This window comes from Borreliella valaisiana VS116 (assembly GCF_000170955.2).
In the GTDB taxonomy this organism is placed as follows: Bacteria; Spirochaetota; Spirochaetia; order Borreliales; family Borreliaceae; genus Borreliella; species Borreliella valaisiana.
The window spans coordinates 510,521-529,301 of record NZ_ABCY02000001.1; the positions used below are offsets into that span (position 1 = coordinate 510,521).

At 27.6% G+C, this 18,781-nt stretch carries 12 protein-coding genes; 10 read left to right on the forward strand and 2 right to left on the reverse strand.

Translation table 11 applies throughout. The annotated features are described in order from the left end of the window. Window positions 1-43 precede the first annotated feature (43 nt). Genes rny through BVAVS116_RS02530 form a run of 3 tightly spaced genes read left to right on the forward strand, consistent with a single transcriptional unit; the run spans window position 44 to window position 3,126 of the window. Window positions 44-1,576 (forward strand): ribonuclease Y, encoded by a 1,533-nt coding sequence (rny, locus tag BVAVS116_RS02520; RefSeq protein WP_006068299.1) that lies wholly within the window; start codon window positions 44-46, stop codon window positions 1,574-1,576. Next, window positions 1,566-2,354, forward strand: coding sequence for a TIGR00282 family metallophosphoesterase (locus BVAVS116_RS02525; protein WP_006068355.1), 789 nt, complete (start codon window positions 1,566-1,568; stop codon window positions 2,352-2,354). Before rny ends, BVAVS116_RS02525 begins: the two co-directional genes overlap by 11 nt. Further along, the gene (locus BVAVS116_RS02530) at window positions 2,335-3,126 is read left to right on the forward strand and encodes a TlyA family RNA methyltransferase (RefSeq protein WP_006069000.1); all 792 of its coding nucleotides are present in this window, start codon (window positions 2,335-2,337) and stop codon (window positions 3,124-3,126) included. Before BVAVS116_RS02525 ends, BVAVS116_RS02530 begins: the two co-directional genes overlap by 20 nt. On the opposite strand, the gene BVAVS116_RS02535 is transcribed toward BVAVS116_RS02530, so the two are convergent. Further along, a complete protein-coding gene (locus BVAVS116_RS02535) occupies window positions 3,123-3,869 on the reverse strand; it encodes a GerMN domain-containing protein (protein ID WP_006068650.1) in 747 nt (248 codons plus the stop codon). The two genes, BVAVS116_RS02530 and BVAVS116_RS02535, sit on opposite strands and share 4 nt — an antisense overlap. Window positions 3,870-3,955: 86 nt before the next feature. On the opposite strand from BVAVS116_RS02535, the gene der reads away from it, so the two are divergent. The 7 genes from der to trxB all read left to right on the forward strand — a co-directional run bounded on the left by der (window position 3,956) and on the right by trxB (window position 18,017). Continuing rightward, on the forward strand, window positions 3,956-5,257 hold the full coding sequence (gene der, locus BVAVS116_RS02540) for a ribosome biogenesis GTPase Der (protein ID WP_006068413.1): 1,302 nt from the start codon (window positions 3,956-3,958) through the stop codon (window positions 5,255-5,257). Next, window positions 5,254-6,513, forward strand: coding sequence for a hypothetical protein (locus BVAVS116_RS02545; RefSeq protein ID WP_006068789.1), 1,260 nt, complete (start codon window positions 5,254-5,256; stop codon window positions 6,511-6,513). Before der ends, BVAVS116_RS02545 begins: the two co-directional genes overlap by 4 nt. Continuing rightward, complete coding sequence (locus BVAVS116_RS02550; RefSeq protein ID WP_006068562.1) at window positions 6,510-7,196, forward strand: HAD family hydrolase; 687 nt, start codon at window positions 6,510-6,512, stop codon at window positions 7,194-7,196. The genes BVAVS116_RS02545 and BVAVS116_RS02550 overlap by 4 nt, the downstream gene beginning before the upstream one ends. 19 nt (window positions 7,197-7,215) lie before the next feature. Further along, entirely contained in the window at window positions 7,216-13,704 is a 6,489-nt protein-coding gene (locus tag BVAVS116_RS02555; protein ID WP_006068710.1) for a SpiroCoCo family coiled-coil protein, read from the forward strand. A gap of 11 nt (window positions 13,705-13,715) precedes the next feature. Then, window positions 13,716-15,278: a phenylalanine--tRNA ligase subunit alpha gene (gene pheS, locus BVAVS116_RS02560; RefSeq protein ID WP_006068950.1), complete on the forward strand. Its 1,563-nt coding sequence runs from the start codon at window positions 13,716-13,718 to the stop codon at window positions 15,276-15,278. Continuing rightward, window positions 15,266-16,966 carry a phenylalanine--tRNA ligase subunit beta gene (gene pheT, locus BVAVS116_RS02565; protein ID WP_006068541.1) on the forward strand — a complete coding sequence of 567 codons (1,701 nt, stop codon included), beginning with the start codon at window positions 15,266-15,268 and terminating at the stop codon, window positions 16,964-16,966. The genes pheS and pheT overlap by 13 nt, the downstream gene beginning before the upstream one ends. A gap of 70 nt (window positions 16,967-17,036) precedes the next feature. Continuing rightward, window positions 17,037-18,017, forward strand: a complete 981-nt coding sequence (gene trxB / locus BVAVS116_RS02570) for a thioredoxin-disulfide reductase (RefSeq protein ID WP_006068241.1) — start codon at window positions 17,037-17,039, stop codon at window positions 18,015-18,017. A 23-nt stretch (window positions 18,018-18,040) separates the two neighbouring features. On the opposite strand, the gene rlmB is transcribed toward trxB, so the two are convergent. Next, window positions 18,041-18,781, reverse strand: coding sequence for a 23S rRNA (guanosine(2251)-2'-O)-methyltransferase RlmB (gene rlmB, locus BVAVS116_RS02575; protein ID WP_006068696.1), 741 nt, complete (start codon window positions 18,779-18,781; stop codon window positions 18,041-18,043).

Sequence of the window (18,781 nt, forward strand, 5' to 3'; positions counted from 1 at the left end):
ATTAAAGTTAAATTGCTTTTAAACAGCATAGGAGTTAAATGATATGATATATATTATTTTTTCTTCTATTTTTGCTGGCTTTATATTAGGATTTTTAGTAAGAGTTTTTTTAGGTAGATTGTCTTTATTAGATTTAGAAAAAAATCTGACAAAAGTAAGGGTAGAATCACAATTAGAGATAGAAAATGAAAGAAGGCAAATTATTGCTAATGCAAAATCTCAAATGCTTAAAGAAAAAAACCAGCAAGATAGGGATATAAGAGATCGTAAAAATGAGATTGTTAATCTAGAAAAAAGATTATTACAAAGAGAAGAAACCTTAGATAAGAGAATATCTGCTCTTGATAAACAGCAGTCTAGAGTTGATTTTAAAATTAAAGAATTTGAACAAAAAGAAAAATTAATAAGAGAAAAAGAGGCCGATCTTGTTAAAAGATTAGAAAATATTTCTGGTCTGACAAGAGAAGATGCAAGAAAAATTGTAATTGAAAAGGTTGAGCATGAATCTAAAAGAGATGCTCAAATTATTATTAATAAAAGCGAACAGGAAGCTCAGTTATTAGCAGATAAAGTCGCAAAAGATATTTTAGTATCTACTATGCAGCGTATTGTTACAGAGGTAAGCTCGGAATTTACAGTAGCTTCTGTTGAATTGCCTAATGATGAGATGAAAGGTAGGATTATAGGTAAAGAGGGGCGCAATATTAGAGCTCTTGAGACTTTAATAGGAGCCGATATCATTATTGATGATACTCCTGAAGCTGTTGTTATATCCTGCTTTGATCCAATAAGAAAAGAGCTTGCTAAAAGAACTTTAGAAAGACTTGTTACAGATGGTAGAATTCATCCCGCTAGGATTGAAGAAGTTGTCTATAATGTTACCAATGAAATAAATAACATTATTCAAGAAGAAGGCGAGAAAGTAGTTTTTGATCTTAATATACATGGGCTTGATAAAAGACTTATTAGGGGTCTAGGAAGGCTTTATTTTAGAAGTAGTTATGGACAAAATGTTTTAAGTCATTCTAAAGAAACGGCTATAATAGGGGAAATTTTAGCTAAAGAGATGAAATTAGATCCTATTGTTGTAAAAAGAGCATGTCTTTTGCATGATATTGGTAAAGGGATGGAAAGTATTTCTGATAATAGCGAGGGACATGCCATTACTGGTGCTGAGCTTGCTCAAAGTTGTGGAGAGAGCGAAATTGTTGTTAATGCTATTGCTGCGCATCATAATGAAGTGAAACCTGAGAGTCTTGAGGCTATTGTTGTTCAAATAGCAGATGCCATCTCGGCATCTCGTCCTGGAGCAAGGCGAGAAAGTTTAAATAACTATATAAATAGACTTAAGAGACTTGAAGACATTGCTTATAGTTTTGAAGGTGTTCAAAAATGTTATGCGATTCAAGCTGGTCGTGAAGTTAGAATTATTGTTGACAATGCCTTGGTTAATGATGAAAAATCAATTTTACTTGCAAGAGATATTGCTAAAAAAATAGAAACTGAAATGAGATATCCTGGAAAAATTAAAGTTACAATTATTCGAGAAACCAGAGTTATTGAATATGCAAGATAGCACTATTAAGACTTTGATAATTGGGGATATAATAGGCGAGAGTGGATTAAAAAAAGTTTTTTTTAATCTTAAAAATATTAAAAACAAATATAGAATAGATTTGGTAATTGCTAATGGAGAAAATTCTTCAAATGGCTTTGGAATAACTCCAGAAATAGCAAATAATCTTTTTAGATCGGGTGTTAATGTTATTACTACTGGTAATCATGTGTATTCTAATTACAAGATAAATGACTACCTAAATAAGCAAATGTATATTTTAAGGCCAAATAATTTTTCAGATTTGTTAGATGGGCATGGTTATTGTTTTTTAACTATTAAAGATGAAAAAGTTGCTGTGATTAATGTTCAAGGGGTTTTAAATATGAATTTTATTGTTAAGAATCCTTTTGATAATGCAAAAAAATTGGTTAATATGTTAAGTAATAAGGTTAAAACCATTTTTGTAGATTTTCATGCTGAGAGTAATTATGAAAAAGAAAGTTTTGGATATTTTTTAAATGGTTTTGTAACAGGCGTGGTTGGCACTCATACTCATATTATGACTAAAGATGAAAGAATATTATCAAAAGGTACAGCTTATATTAGTGATGTTGGAATGACAGGGGGATTAAATTCTGTAATAGGATTTAATCCCTATATTTCTCTTAAAGGCTTGCTTGAATATACTCCTTTAAGAGCTGAGGTTGTCGAAGATGACACAATTTTACAAGGAGTTATTATTACTTCTAATTTAAAGACAGGTCGTGCTTTAAAAATTGAAAGAATTCAAAAATAATTTATTAAATATACTTTGTAAAAGGTATCCAGAAAAAACACGAAAAGAATTAATGGTTTTGATTTTAACTGGCAATGTATATGTAAATTCTCATAAAGAAAAAAATCCTAAAATGTTAATAAACAAAACAAGTAAGATAGATTTGGTTGAGAATACTTGTCAAATATTTGTATCAAGGGGAGGTTACAAGCTTTTAGAAGCTCTAAAGGATTTTGAGATCGAAGTTAAAAATAAAATTTGTGTTGATGTTGGTTCTTCAACTGGTGGTTTTACTGATTGTCTGCTACAGTGTGGTGCCAATTTTGTTTATTCAATTGATGTGGGCATTAATCAACTTTCTTATAAATTAAGAATTGATCCAAGAGTTAAAGTTTTAGAGAGAACTAATATTTTTGATGTTACAGAATTTAAAATTGTGCCTAATTTTGCTGTTGTTGATGTTTCTTTCAGATCATCAATAAGTATATGTGTAAATTTAATAGACAAACTTTCTGATAATTTTATTATAGTTTTGATCAAGCCCCAGTTTGAGTTTAAGAGCTTAAATTTGGATATAGAAAATTTTAATGGTATTGTGAATGAAAAGTATTTGAAGATAATTTTGCAAAATGTAATTGAAAAGTTTTATAAAAATAAATTACAAGTTAAAAATATATTGAAGTTAAAAACCAAAGGTAAAAAAGGTAATCAAGAATTTATGTTTTTAGTTGCTAGATCAAGTGTTTTCAATATTGCAAATTCTATGCAATTGCTTCGAAATATTGAATTTTAATATTTGTCCAAAGTTTTTTTATTTAATATTCCTGAGAAATTTAAGTTTAATTCTTCAAGTATTATCGGATTATTTTCTATTGTTAAAATTATTCCAGTAATGCCTTTAATTTCAAGACATGTTAAAATTATTTGAGCGATTTGATTAATTATTCCTTCAATTCCAAAACTATTTTCATAAAATTCTTTAGATAAGTTTATTTTGGCAATTCCTTCGCTTAGGGTTAAGTTTAACAGTTTAGTTTTTATAGGGATTAAGCTTAAAAAATTATTTTTCAGCTCATATTCATTTGGCCCTTTAATTAAAGATTTTAGTGTTTCTTCAAGAATATTTTTATCGTAATAAATAGCTCTTTTTATAGTTTGTCTTAAAAAATATCCTTCTGGGGTGACTTTTATAAAATAAAGTTTAATAAATTTTTTGTTTTTAAGGTTGTTATTTCTTTGGTTTTGCTTGAGTTCTTCTTCAAGTTTTTTTATTTCTGGTGGTTGGATTAAAAAACTTTCATTTTTGAGTATTTTTATATTTGTATTTTTATTGGTGGTTTTTTTAGCTTCAATTAACTTATTGCCTTGTGTTTGGCTTGATTCAAATAAATCGTTCTCATTATTTTTTTCCTTAAAAATATGCATAATAAGCGAATTTTTGACTATTAATAGTGCACTAATTATTGTTAAAATAATAGCAATCAAAATTAAAAGCATATCTGATTTGTTTGAGTTTGAACTTTTTTTTCTTTTCAATATAAACACTCATGTGCAATTGGCATAAATATTAATATTTGATATTATAATGGAAATATCGGAATAAATAAAGAGGTGTTTTTTCTTTGCTTAGTTATAAAAAGGTTCTTATTGTTGGTAGACCAAATGTTGGGAAATCTGCTTTATTTAATCGAATTTTAGATACAAAAAGAAGTATTACTGAGAGTACTTACGGTGTTACTAGAGATTTAGTTGAAGAGGTTTGCAAGGTTGGATCTTTTAGTTTTAAATTAATTGATACTGGTGGGTTTACTATCTTAAGAGATGAGATTAGCAAAATTGTTGTGCAAAAGGTTTTAAGCTCTTTAGAAAAAGTTAATTTAATTTTATTGGTTTTAGATGTTAATGAAATTTTACCTGAAGATTATCAAATTATTGAAAAACTTAGGAAATATAGTAGTAAGGTAATTTTGGTTTTAAACAAAGTAGATACTAAAGATAAGGAAATTTTAGCTCATGAATTTCATAATTTGGGGTTCAAGCGCTATTTTCTGGTTAGTGCAGTTCATTGCCGAGGTATTACCAAGCTTAGAGATTTTTTAAAGTTAGAAGTTGGTAAGACTAATGTTGAGGATGAAGTTGATATTAAGGTTGGGATTATAGGTAAACCCAATTCAGGTAAATCTACTCTTATTAATTATTTATCTGGAAATGAAATTTCAATTGTTTCAGATCAACCCGGTACTACTAGAGATTTTATTAAAACTAAGTTCACTAGTAATGGGAAAGTTTTTGAGATTATTGATACAGCTGGGATAAGGCGAAGGGCAAGAGTAAATGAAATTGTTGAATATTATTCTGTTAATCGGGCATTAAAAGTAATCGACATGGTGGATATTGTTTTTTTATTGATTGATGTTAAAGAAGAATTGACTTCTCAGGATAAAAAGATTGCCCACTATGTTGCTAAAAAGGGGAAAGGAATTATTATTGTGTTTAGTAAGTGGGATCTTGTGGGAGAATCTAAAGGTTATTTTGAAGCCTTAAAGAGTCGTGTGAAATTTTTTTTTCCTATTTTAAATTTTGCTCCTATATTTAGAATTTCTGTTCATAAAAAGATAGGCCTGAATTCTCTTTTTAAAGAAGCTTTGAAGTTAAAAGATCAGCTTGAATTTAAAACCAGTACCCCAGATTTAAATAGAATGTTAAATTTGTGGATCAAAGATTATCATTTAAATATTTCTCATAAAATAAAATACATTACACAGGTTAGTGTTAATCCTGTCAAGTTTATTCTTTTTGCAAATAAAGTAAAGAATTTCCCAAATTCTTACTATAATTATTTAGTAAATAATTTGCGTAAAATTGGATATAAAAACATTCCAATTTTAGTAGAATTGAGGGAGAAAATAAGAGATTTAAAGTGAAATATATATTTTTGTTCTTAATAATGAAGAGTCTAAATCTTTTTGCGCTTGAGAGTTTTTTTTATGATTTTGATATAAGGGCTAAGTATTCAAAATATTTTAATTCAAGCTATGTGCAAAAAAAAATAAGTCCAATAAAGCATTTTATTACAGAAAATTATTACATTGAAGTTTCAAGTGCAGTTTCTTCTGGGTATGTTTACTATTCTTTTTTTAATAAAAAAAAGAATGTGGACTATATTTTTCCAGGGTCTTATGTAATTAAAGTGGGCAAAAACGGTATTGAGCAGATAAAAATATTTTTTATAAACAGAGGCGATACATTTATTAGAATAAAGTCTGCAAAATTTTCTTCTAGTGCTGATTTTTATTTAGTAAATACTTTAATTTATAAAGACGTTAGATTGCCTTTTAAGATTGAAGACATTGCAGTAATTTCTCTTAGAAATATAATAAATTATATTTCTAAGGTTATTGATTTTAGGTATTTTATTCCTGAATATTTTGATATTTATAAAAATATTTCTAATATGGTAATTAGTTTAAGAAAGGCTCTTGCATCTTTTCCTATTGCCGAGGTTGTTGATGGCGCAATGGATGAGCATGGCAAAATGGTACATATAAAAACTGGGTTATTGCAAAAAGATGCTGTTGGGTTTAATTGTTCGGGATTTGTTAAATGGGTAGCAGATTCGATTTATAAATCAATGACGGGACGACTTTTAAAAATTGATGATCTTAAGCTTAAACATATTGGTGTTAGAGGTAGTGTTTTTACTAAAAGTCATGAATTTAATAAGGATCCCTTTTTTGGTCTTGATTGGATTCGTAATATTGCCTATAGGATAAATAATATTGATGTGGATTTAAATTTATCTAAAGTTAAAGAAAATGATGTTAATAATATTAAGTTTTTTGATTATATTGACAATCGTGGCTATAAAATTGAAAATTTAGAGTTTTTATTATATAGTTTGGCCTTAGATGAGCCTGGATATATTTATTTTGGATCTATTAGCACGGGTGTTGGCAATTTATCAAATATGGTGCTTCATAAACATGTTGTTTCGTTTCTTCCATTTCTTGATGAAAACAGGGTTTTTAGAGTTTCTGTTAATGAGGTTAATGCCGAGACTTCAATTAAGTCTCTTCAAAAAAGATATCCAAAATCTTATATTCATTTAGTTAGAGTTAAGGTTCCTGAAAATTTATCGATAGTACCTATACCTATAAAGGCAAATAATCAAGCATCATGATTAAAGCTGTAATATTTGATTTAGATGGCACCTTGTATCCCGAGGTGGATAGAAATAAATTAATGTTTTTTGAATTTTTTACTAATGTCAAGTTTTTTTTAGCTTTTAAACAGGTTAGAAAAAAAATACGAGTTTTACAAAACAATCAATTTTCGCCTTCAAATAGGGATGAATTATTTTCTCTTCAGGTTAAAATGCTTTCTGAGCATTTAAATCTTGATGAGAAACGTTGTGCTTTTTTATTAAATAAAATATATTACAGTCAAAATTTTAGTGATAAGTTTAAGAAGCTAAAACCATATCCTGGGGTTCAAGATTTAATTTATTGGCTTAAATTTAAGGGAATAAAATTGGGTGTAATGTCGGACTTTCCTATTTTAGGTCGTGTCAAAAATTTATTGGGAATTCAAGACAGTTTTTGGGATATTCTTTATTCTTCAGAAGATACTGGATATCTAAAACCACATAGAACACCTTTTTTAAAAATTATTGAGGATTTGAATTTAAGTAGTAATAATATTTTGTATGTAGGGAATTCTTATGAATATGACATTTTGGGTGCTAAAAATGTTTCAATGAAAGCAGCTTTTTTTTCAAAAAAGAATATAAATTCCAAAAGGATTATTGATTTTATTTTTTATAATTATAAAGACTTAAGAGAATATATACGTTTGAATATATAGAATATGGGTAAAATATTTTATGATAGATTTTGCAACTATTTTAGTTAACCTTTTCGTGGTTTCAATAGTTTTGTTTGTCTATAGGCAATATGATAAACGTTCTAGAGCGTTAGATAAAATTAAAAAGTTCATTGATCTTGCAAAGGTTAATCTTGAAGATTTTATTGAAGATAAAACAAAAGAAATTAATGATCTTGCTGTTGATATGGAAGCTTATCAAAGATCTAGTATAGAAATAATAAAAAAGATTGACGAAGTTCAGCAAAAGATTAAAAACAAAAGCAATGATTTTGCAGAGGTTGAAAAAAAGATAGCTTATCATGATTCTATGCTTAAGGATCTTGATGAAATGACCTTTAAAGTTCAAGAGAATATACAAAGATTGCAAGTTGATGGGAAAATAGTAGATAAACTTTCAAAAACTTTAAAAGGATTTAATACTCAGATTGATTCGGTTGAATCAAATTTGAATTCAGTGTTAGAAAAATTTGACAAGACCAATAAAGAAAATCTCGAATCTATTAAAATTGCTAGTTGGGAAAAGTTTGATATTAATATTAAGGATCTTGTTTTAAAAATGGATAATTTGAATAAAGAGATTGATTTTTATTCAAAAGATTTGACAAATATTGAAGAGAGAAAAAAGGATATTTTAGTTAAGGGAAACGAGAAATTAGATTTAGAATTTAACAATTTTCTTGAAAAAGTTGAATTTAATATTAGCAAATATAACAAAGAGATAGAAAGTTCTTTTAGTTTTTATGAAAATAAATATAAATTAATAGAAGATTCTATAGAACTTATTATGGAAAGTGTAAAAAATAAAATTAATGAGAAAGAAGATTTTATTTTAAATAGACTTAATGAAGAATTGCAAAATAAATTTAAGGATATTTTTACATACGTTGATGATCGTTCTAAGGAAATTCAAGATAAACTTGAGGGTAAATTAATTTTGGTGGACGATGAAATTTCTTCTATGAGTTCTTCTTTCAAGGACAATGTTTATTCAAGGATTAATTCACTTGAAGAGTTAATACGAATAGAGATGGGAAAGTATGAGGAGCAGGTTGATAATGTTTTTGATAAATTTAGATCTCAACTTGAGTTGAATCTTAAAAATATTTATGAGGATTATGAAAATAAAATAAGTCAAGTTGATAAGAATATTAGAGAAAGAGTAGAGCTTAGTTTATTAGATTTGAATTCTAAAATGGAAAGTGTTCAGGTAGGTGCTGTTGATTTAATGAAGAGGCTTGAAGATGATTCTAATGGAATGTATCTTGAATTTAAAAATAAGTTTGGCTCAGATATTGAAGTATTTAGTGAAAGTTTTAAAAGTGATATTAATCAACTTAAAATGCAATTAGAATCTCAACTTTTAGATGTTGATTCTAATATTCAAGACAAACTTGTTAAGCTTAATGATAATTTGATTTTTAATTTTGAAGAAATTGATGGCAGGCTTAATAATAATTATTCAAATTTAAGTGATAATATAAATGCCAAGTACAAGACTCTTTTTGAATCTTTGGATTCTAGCAGCTCTAAATTTAAAGATCAAATGGAATCTAAATATAAAGGCTTTACAGATAAATTGACAGCAGAAATGGATGAGTTTTCTTTAATTTATGGTGAAAAATTTGACAGACTCTCTCAAGAAGCGGTTAATAATTATCAAGAATTTCAAGATTTAAACGAAAAATTAGAAAATGAAATTGGATCTTTTTGGAATTTTTTTGAAAAAAACCAAGAAATTTTAAAGCAAGATTTTAATACTAGTTTAAATAACATTAAAGATGAAATTGGAAAAAATATATTAGAGTTTAAGGATCGTTATTACGATGAGGTAAATATTTTTGTTCGTCAGCTAGAAGAAAGTAAACTTCAATATTTAAATTGGCAAGGTGAAATGGATTCTAATTTAAAAAACATTGAATCTCAAATAAATAAAACAAATGAAGAATTTTTAAGTTTAATTCAAATTCAAAAAGACAAAGGAATAGAGCTTAGTGAGAATGTTTTTAATGATCTTTCAGATCATATTCAAAAAAAAGCTATTGATATGCATGGTAGTTGGAAAGATGAGCTTATTGCTTTAAATAAATCGTTACTTGATATTAAGATCTCTAGTGAAGAGCTACTTTCCTCTGCTACTTTAAAAATAGAAAATTTAGAAAAAGATGTTAATGATAGAATGGAATATGTTTTGTTAAAAACAGGCGATATTGAGAGTTTGGTGATAGAAAAATATAAAGAATTAAAGGATATGTCATATTCACAAAGTGATGGGGCTATATTAGAAATTAAAGAATTTATTAATAGGCAAACCGAAATAATTAAAGATAAAAGTGTATTTATGCTTGAGGATTTGAATAAAAAATTTGATGATAAGAACAATTTTGTTATAAGTAAAATTGAAGAGTGTGATTATAAATTAAAAGATTTTAAGATTGAATCAGAAGATATTTTAAATAATTTTAAATCCGATCTTAATGAATTTATTGAATCAAAACTACAAATTGTCTCTGATATAAAATCAGACAATCAAAAGCAAATTGATGAATTTTTAGATAGAATTTCTAAAGATATTTTAAATAGGAAAGATTCAATTAATAATGAAGTAGACAGCAAGCTTAGTGATTGGCAGGGTAAATTAAACGAAATAACTGTTAAAATTGAAAATTTATTGTCTTCGGGTAAAGTAGATCTGGATTTAATAGATTCTGAGGTGACTACAAAAATTAAAGAGCTTAAATTTTCCATAGAAAGTCTTGAGAGTTATTATCTTGAGAAAATAGATGAGTTTAGAAATCAAGGCTCTATATATTCTGATGAGCTTTTGCAGGATATAATGAACCATTTTAATAAAGAGACTAGAGACCTTGAGGAAAATTTGTCAAAAAAGTTTGCTGTAGTTTTAAATAATTCAGAGGAATTTGTTAAAGAGGTTGATAGTCTTTTGCAGGATAAAAGAACTGATATTGCTTCTTTTCAGGCCAATATAGACATTACTCTTGATTCTCTTAGTGTGAAGTTTAATGATATAAACAAAGAAATTAATGGAAAATATAATGAGGTAATATCTAATTATAGAGGTTATTCAGAAAAGATTTCTAGTAAACTTGAAAATGAAATAATGCATGAGATTGAAAATCTAAATAGAAGATTAACAGATAGAATAGATAGTCTTAGCAGAGGTATGGATGAAAATCTTCAAAAACTTAAAGAATCTTTTGATGTATCAAAATATCAAGTTGAAAAATTTGAATTAAAAGTTAAAGATCTAACAGATGATGGAGAGGCTAAAATTAGTGAGTTTGTTAAAGAGATTGAGCAGTATTATAAATCCAGATTAGAGGAAGCAATTGATTATAGGAGAATGATTGATAATGATATTATGCAAGCAAAAGAGAGATTTGGGGAGATAACAAATGATCTTAAAAATAATATTGAGAGTAAGTCTGAGTTTTTAAATGATCTTTATAAGGAAAGATTTAAACTTATTGAGAGTAATTTTGAAGAGAGATATTCTACGTTTTTAATTGAAAGTGAGGGAGCTATTTCAAAAATTAGAGATGAAATCTATAAGACACTTACAAATAATGATGAAAATTTGCAGATTAAGATTTCTGAAATGGATCATAATTTTGAGATAATAGAGCGAAGATCAAAAGATATTTTAGAGTTTGAAAAAGAATTGCGAGATAAAATCCAAGATTGTTACAGTGTTATAAATTCTCAATTTGGAGAGATTAAGGCAAATGTTGAAGAGAATATAAAAAATCATTTTGAGGTTTGTATAAAAAAGGTAAACACTTTAATTGATGATGACATTGTAAAGTATGAAAATGAAATTCATAAGAGAATTGATTCTTTACAATCGATTGAGAATACTTTTGATAGCATAGAGAAAAATTTGAATGATAAGGTGAATGGATGTATTGATAAAATAGCTAATGATTTTAATCTTAAGTATATTGAACTTGAAGAAAGGTGCAATGAAGGTCAATTAAATTTGGAGAGCAAAATTGACAACAAAATCAAAGCCATTGATAATTTAGCTTTAAGTCAATATGATAGCCTTGAGAAACAGTATGCTGATATGTACGATGAGTTTTTAGAGAGATCAAATTCTTATATTACAACTTTAAGTGAAGAGTTTAAAAATTCAAATAAAGAGATGATTTTTGAACTTGAATCTCAATTAAAAAATCTTAAAAATCTCGAATCTGATTTAAATAATATTGAAAAGGATGTTATTAGATTAAAAGAAGAGTCTTATCACAATGTTTCGTCTCATCTTAAGCTATTAGAAGAAGATTTTTTTAAAGATTTGAAAATTAGAGGCGAAGAGCTTAAATATTCTTTGGAAAACTTTGTTGCTTCATATAATGATAAAATTCAAAATTTAGAATATGATTTGTCTAAAAATTTGGAAAACAAAACAGAACTTATTCAAAGTTTTCACTTAGATATTGAACAAAAAATGAAAAATGATAAAGAAAATTTTTATTTAGATTTTACTAAAGAATTTTCTTCTAAAAAAAAAGATATGGAGAGCGAAATAGCTTTAATTGAAACCAATATTACCAGGAGAGTAGACGAATTTGTTAATTTTGTAAATGATAAGCAAAATATTATTGATTCTTGGTTTTTAAATATTAAAGATGATGTAAAAAATTGGCAAGAAAAATCTTATAGTGCAATAGAGAAGAGAATAAATCTTGCTGAACTTGGGATTAGATCATTTGAGAATGATATTCTTAATGTTAAACTTGGTTTAGAATCTTTTAAAGATGATTTTGAGATTAAGGCTGAAGAGATTTTTGGCAATTTGCAAAACGAGGCTAAAAAAATTGGACAGTCAGTTCATCTTGATTTTAAAAATATTGGTGAAGCATTAAATCTTAAAGTTTTAGATCTTGAAAAATTTGTTGATTTTAAAGTAGAAAAGATAGATGAAAGGGTTAATAAGAAAACCGAAGACATCTTGATTCAAGCAGAAGTGAAATTTTTGACTCAGCAAAAGAATCTTGAAGATAGAATTTTTGAGCTTAATCAAAAATTAGAGCATGAATTTACAATCTTATCTTCTAATCTTGATAAAGTAAGGCAGGAAATGGTTGATGTAATTTCTAATGATAAAGAAAGTTTTGAAGGTCAAATTGAATTAATGCATAAAAATATTTCAGAGTTTTCTGAAAAAATTAGCTTATACAGGACTAATATTGAGGTATCAATTGAGAATGAATATAATTCTTTTTCTAAGTCTATAAAATCAGATTTTGGTTTATTTGAGGATGAGCTTAAAAAAAGTTTAAAACATTCAACGTTGGAGATTGAAACTATAAAGAATAACTTACAAGAACAAATTGATAAATTTGAAATTGAATTCAAGAAAAATCATAAAGAGTTATTGAAAGAAGTTGATACTAATATTTTAGAACTTGAGTCTAAAATATTAAATTGTGATGTTAAGTTTAATAAATTTGTTAGTGACATTAAAGACAATTTGGTTGAATATAAATCTGATTTGAGAGAAGAATTTGAAGATAGTTATAATAAAATAAATTTTCAAATTGAGAATTTTAAAAAACTAGATGCTGAGCTTGAAAAAAATAATTTGATATTTTTAGAGGCTTATTCTCTTAAGGACAAGTTGGAAAAATTATGGGAAACTTTAAAAAATGAGATGGATATTGCTCATGAATATAAAAATAATTTTGAAAACGTTAACAAAGAGTTTTATAGTATTCAAAAAGAAACATTAGGTATTATTGAAACTTTTAATGAGTTAAAGTTAGAACAGGAATCTATTAAAGCTATTAAGAGTGATTTGAATAGATTTTTTGAATTTTACTCTTCATTTGATGGTAGATATAAGAGTTTAATCGAATCTTATGATGAAATGCAAATTTATAAAGCCAAAATAAAAGAGATAGCTGACGAGCAGAGAATTATTCTTGATAATTATGAAAGAATTAGCAACAAGGAGAGTATATTAAAGAGTACCATAGAGTCTGTTGATAGAAACTTTGATTTAATAAATGAGGTGGAGAAAAGATTTAATACTTTAAGTAAAGAGAGCGCTAAGTTTCAGAACAATCTCAAGGATATGGAAAATGTTGTTTCAAATCTCTTATTAAACAAAGGGTTATCAGAAGAAGTTTTAATTAATGCTCAAAATTTAAAGGAAATACTCTTAGATATTGAAAATAGGCTTAAAAATACTTTAACTATGAGAGAGAAGGTAGTTAAGTCTGAGACAAGGCTAGAGAATTTAAATATTGCAGCAGAAGAGAGAATAAAAACTCTTGGCATTCTTGTCAAAACAGATTCTAAATATCAAGATAATGTTGGTCTTAATAATGAAACTGTTAGGAACTCCGTAATAAAATTAATGAGACAAGGATGGAGCGCTGAAGAAATTTCTAGAGCTACTAAATTATCTATTGGAGAAGTTGAGCTTATTTTAGAGCTTGGTATAAGTAACAAGGGTGATTAAGGGTTATATTTATGAAGTCAGATTTAAATTTAATAAAAACATTGCATCCTCTTGAGATAAAAGTAATTTTAAATAATGAAAAAGAGGAGAATATTTCTGCTTCAATTATTATTGAAAAATTGGGGTTTAATGAAGGTCAGGCAAATAAAACAATTGAATGGTTAAATTCTAAAAGTATTATTGAAGAAATTTATAGAAAATTAAACGTATTTTATAAAGCAACAGAAAGGGGTCTTAGTGTTTTAAGAGATGGATTTGTTGAGGAAAAAATAATAAATCTGGTATCTAGGAAGACAGTGTTGGCTTCAAATTTAGCTTTAGAGCTTGATCTTGATATTAAAGAGGTGAGAAAAGCATTTGGCCATTTATTAAAAGAAGGCATTCTTTCTATTGATTCAAATAAACAGATTATTATAAATTGTTTGAACGACATAGAGGTTAATTATCAAAAAATACGTGTCTTATTAGAAAGAGCAAAAAGTAGCGATCTTCTTAGAGAAAGTTTGACAACCGAAGAGCTTTTATTGATATCAAATTTTTCTAAGAAAAAAGGAGCAGATTCTGTATTTTTTAAAATAATAGAAAAACTTGATTTAAGGTTTAGATTATCTAGTTTTGGGTTGGAAGTGAAAAATTTTCTAATGAAAAGCAAATTAACAGGAGATGAGCTTACTAAGCTTACTCCCGAAATTTTAAAAAATAAAACGTATGAGAATAAAAAATTTAGAGCTTACAATATTCATATTCCATCAGCTAAAACTTTTATTGGGCGCTTTAATTCTTATTTAGATTATATTTCTAAAATTAAAGACAAATTAGTAGGGCTTGGTTTTGAGGAGTTTGACGGTCCTTTAGTAGAAACAGAATTTTTCAACAACGATGCTCTTTTTATGCCCCAATTTCATCCTTCTCGTGACATTAAGGATGTTTATTACATTTCAGATCCTAGTATGCAAAAATCTTTACCCGAACCTTATTTTTATAATGTAAAATTAGCTCATGAAACAGGATATGCAACAGGTTCAAGAGGTTGGAGATATAGTTTTAGTGAAGATCTTTCTAAGAGATTGGTTTTAAGAACTCAGGGTACCGTTCTTTCTGCAAAACAATTAATTAATGCCAAAAATCCAGGCAGATATTTCGGAGTTGTTAGATGTTTTAGATACGATCAAGTAGATGCAACTCACGGAGTTGATTTTTATCAAACTGAGGGGATTGTTATTGAGAATAGTGCTAACATTAAAACTTTGCTAGGCCTTCTTGAAATTTTTGCCAAAGAGCTTGCAGGTGCTACAGAAGTTAAATATGTTCCTGCATATTTTCCCTTTACTGAGCCGTCGATTGAAATGCATGTAAAACATCCTGTTCTTGGCTGGTTTGAACTTGGAGGAAGTGGAATTTTTAGGCCAGAAGTTACAAAGCCTTTGGGCATTGATCTTCCTGTTATTGCTTGGGGGATTGGAATAGATAGAATGGCTTTAATGCACTTGGGTTTAAATGATTTAAGAGATCTTTTTACTTATGATATTGGCGATGTTATTTTAAGACGAGGAAAGATGAGATGCCAAAGGTAGAAATTTATAAAAATCTTTTTTTAGATAAAATAGGAAAAAATTTTACAAATTTAGAAATTTCAGAATTACTTGAACCATTTAAAGCGGAATTTGATGGATTTGACGAAAGTTCGGGAAAAATCAAAATAGAATTTAATGATACAAATAGACCAGATTTGTGGTCTTATACAGGACTTGCTCGTCAAATAAAAACGTATTTTTTTGGAGAAATGCCTTATTATGATTTTTTTTCAAAAAAAGGAGATTTTAAAAAGTGTTATGGTGAAATTTTAGTTGATAATAAAATGTCTCAAATCAGACCGTTTATTTTTGGATTTTTAGCAAAAGGATTGATTATTAATGATAAAATGCTTGAAACATTAATTCAATTTCAAGAAAAACTTTGTCAAAATTATGGACAAAAAAGAAGAAGAGTTGCAATGGGGATGTATAATTCTAATTTTATTGAATTTCCAATAAGTTATGTTGCTTCATCTCCTAGTCACAAGTTTGTTCCCTTGGGAATAGATTGTGAACTTTCTCTTTTAGAAATAAATGAAAAGCATCCTAAAGGATTGGAATATTCCCATATTATTAAAAATTTTGATAAATATCCGTTATTATTAGATAATAATAACAATGTAGTCTCTTATCCCCCAATAATTAATTCTAACAATATTGGATCTTTAAAGGTTGGTGATACTGATTTATTTGTTGAGGTTACTGGTATTGATTTTGAAGCAACCCTGTTGGCGTTATCTATAGTAGCTTGTGATTTTTATGATATGGGTTTTGAAATTTTGCCCGTAAAAACTGTATTTAGAGAGCCTTTTGTTTTAGATTTTGAAGAATTAGTATGTCCTTATTATTTCCAAGAAGAAGTAGAGTTTAATGTAAAAAATGTTAATAGACTGCTTGGAAGCGATTTGACATTAGAACGTATTTGCCTGAATTTAAAAAAAATGGGAGTAAGTTCTTATTCTAGAGATTTAAAAAACTATGTTATTCCACCTTTTTATAGAAACGACTTTCTTCATGAGGTTGATGTAATTGAAGATGTAATGATAGGGGAAGGTCTTGCAAGTTTTCATCCAGAGCTTCCCAAAGCCTTTACAGTGGGAAGGCTTAGTGATTTGGAAGAGTTTTCAAGGAATGTTAGAAATTTAATGGTAGGCATGGGATTTCAAGAGATGGTTTATAATTATATGGGTTCTAAGAAAGATTTTATTGATAGAATGAATGTTAATGATCTAAATTTTTTAAAAGTGTCTAATCCAATGACAGAGAATTATGAATATATTAGAGCATCAATAATTCCTAATTTATTAAAATCAGAAAGTATTAGCTCTAATTTCCCTTATCCGCATAAAATTTTTGAAGTTGGTAAGGTGGCTTTAAAGAATTTGGATACTATTGAAGGAACAAGCACTTTTACCAATTTAGCTTTTTTGATGTCCGGTAAAGAAATTTCTTTTAATGAAATTAATTCAATTGTTGCAACTCTTTTTTATTATTTAAATATTGAGATTAATTTAAGAGAATCAAAAGCCACTATTTATATTAATGGCAGGGGAGCAGATATTTTGATTAAAGGCTTTAATGTAGGTAGTTTTGGTGAAATTTCACCTTATGTTTTGAATAATTTTGGTATTTTTATCCCATGTTCTGTTTTTGAGGTTAATATCGATAAACTTATGAGTCAATCTTAAGTATTGAATGTTAATTTCAGCAATGTTAAGATTTGTATGAAAATTCTTAAGAGGCACTTGAAGTTTAGATATGTTAGAATTTGAAACCATTAATATAAATTTGACTAAAAAGGAAAATTCATCTCAAAAAGAGGTAGAATTTATTGAAGATGTAATAATTGTAGGATCTGGGCCGGCTGGATTAACGGCTGGGATTTATTCTGTTATGAGCAATTATAAGGTTACTATTTTAGAGGGACCTGAACCTGGGGGACAGCTTACTACAACCACAGAAGTTTATAATTATCCTGGCTTTAAAAATGGAGTAAGTGGAAGAGATTTGATGTTAAATATGAGAGAGCAAGCAGTAAATCTTGGAGCTAAAACCGTTCTCGAAACTGTTTTGTCTATAAAAAGGGATAATAGTATTTTTTACCTTTATACAGAAAATTATGTTTATAAAAGTAAAGCTGTTATTATTGCTTCAGGATCAAAACCCCAAAAACTTGAAACTCTTAAAAATTCGGATTTATTTTGGAATAAAGGTATTTCGGTTTGTGCTATTTGCGATGGACATCTTTTCAAAGGGAAAAGGGTTGCAGTAATTGGTGGGGGCAATACTGCCCTTTCAGAATCAATTTATTTAAGCAAATTAGCGGATAAGGTTTATATTATTGTAAGAAAAGATTATCTTAGGGCTATTGCTATGTTAAGAGATAGTGTTGCAAAGTTGCCAAATGTTGAAATTTTGTATAATTCAGAAGCCATAGAAGTAGATGGCAAATCTTCTGTTTCTTCTGTTAAGATTTTTAATAAAAAAGATGATGTTGTTTATGAATTAGAAGCGAATGCTGTATTTATGGCTGTTGGCTATAAACCGAATACAGAATTTTTAAAGGGATTTTTAGATTTAGATGAAGAGGGGTTTATTGTAACTAAAGATGTTGTTAAAACAAGTGTAGATGGTGTTTTTTCATGTGGAGATGTTAGCAATAAACTTTATGCTCAAGCCATTACTGCTGCTGCTGAGGGATTTATTGCGTCTGTTGAGTTGGGAAATTTTTTAAAATAGTTTTTATTTAATTTAATAATCTTTTAGAGTAGATTTAATTGCCTTTTGATTTCAAAGATTAAAATGCCTGTGGACACAGAAACATTAAGTGAGTCTATTTTGCCACTAGTTGGAATCCTTATTAAAAAATCAGAATTTTCTTTTATTAGCTTGTGTACACCCCTTCCTTCATTCCCTAAAATGAGTGCAATTTTTCTGTCGTTTATTTTAATTTTGTTTATATCTTGCCCTTTAACATCACCAGCGTATATCCAAAAGCCATTTTTTTTTAAAAAATTTATTGTGTTGTTTATGTTTGCCACTGTTATTTTTTTTACATATTGACTTGCACCAGAGCTAGTTCGTAAAACTGTTGAATTGTCTTTTGCGCTACGTTTTTGAGTAGTAATTACAAGATCTATACTAAACTGTTCTGCTGTTCTAAGGATTGCTCCAAAGTTTTGGGGGTCTTCTATTTCATCTAGAAGTAAAATGAAAGCATTTTCTTTTTTTTTAAATGTTTCTAGTAAGTGTTCAAAGTCTTTGGTTTGTGTTTTTACATTTTTATTTTTTTCAAGTTTTAATTTTAATGCAAATCCCCTGTGGTCTTTGTTTTTAAGAATTTTGTCAAGTTCATTTGTATTTATTCTTCTTATTTTTATATTTTGTGCTTTAGCCAGTTTTTCAATTTCTTTAGTTTTTGAACTTTTTTTTGATATATAAAGTTCAAATCCTTTATTATTTTTTATGCTTTCAATTATTGAATTGGCATGAGTTATATACAT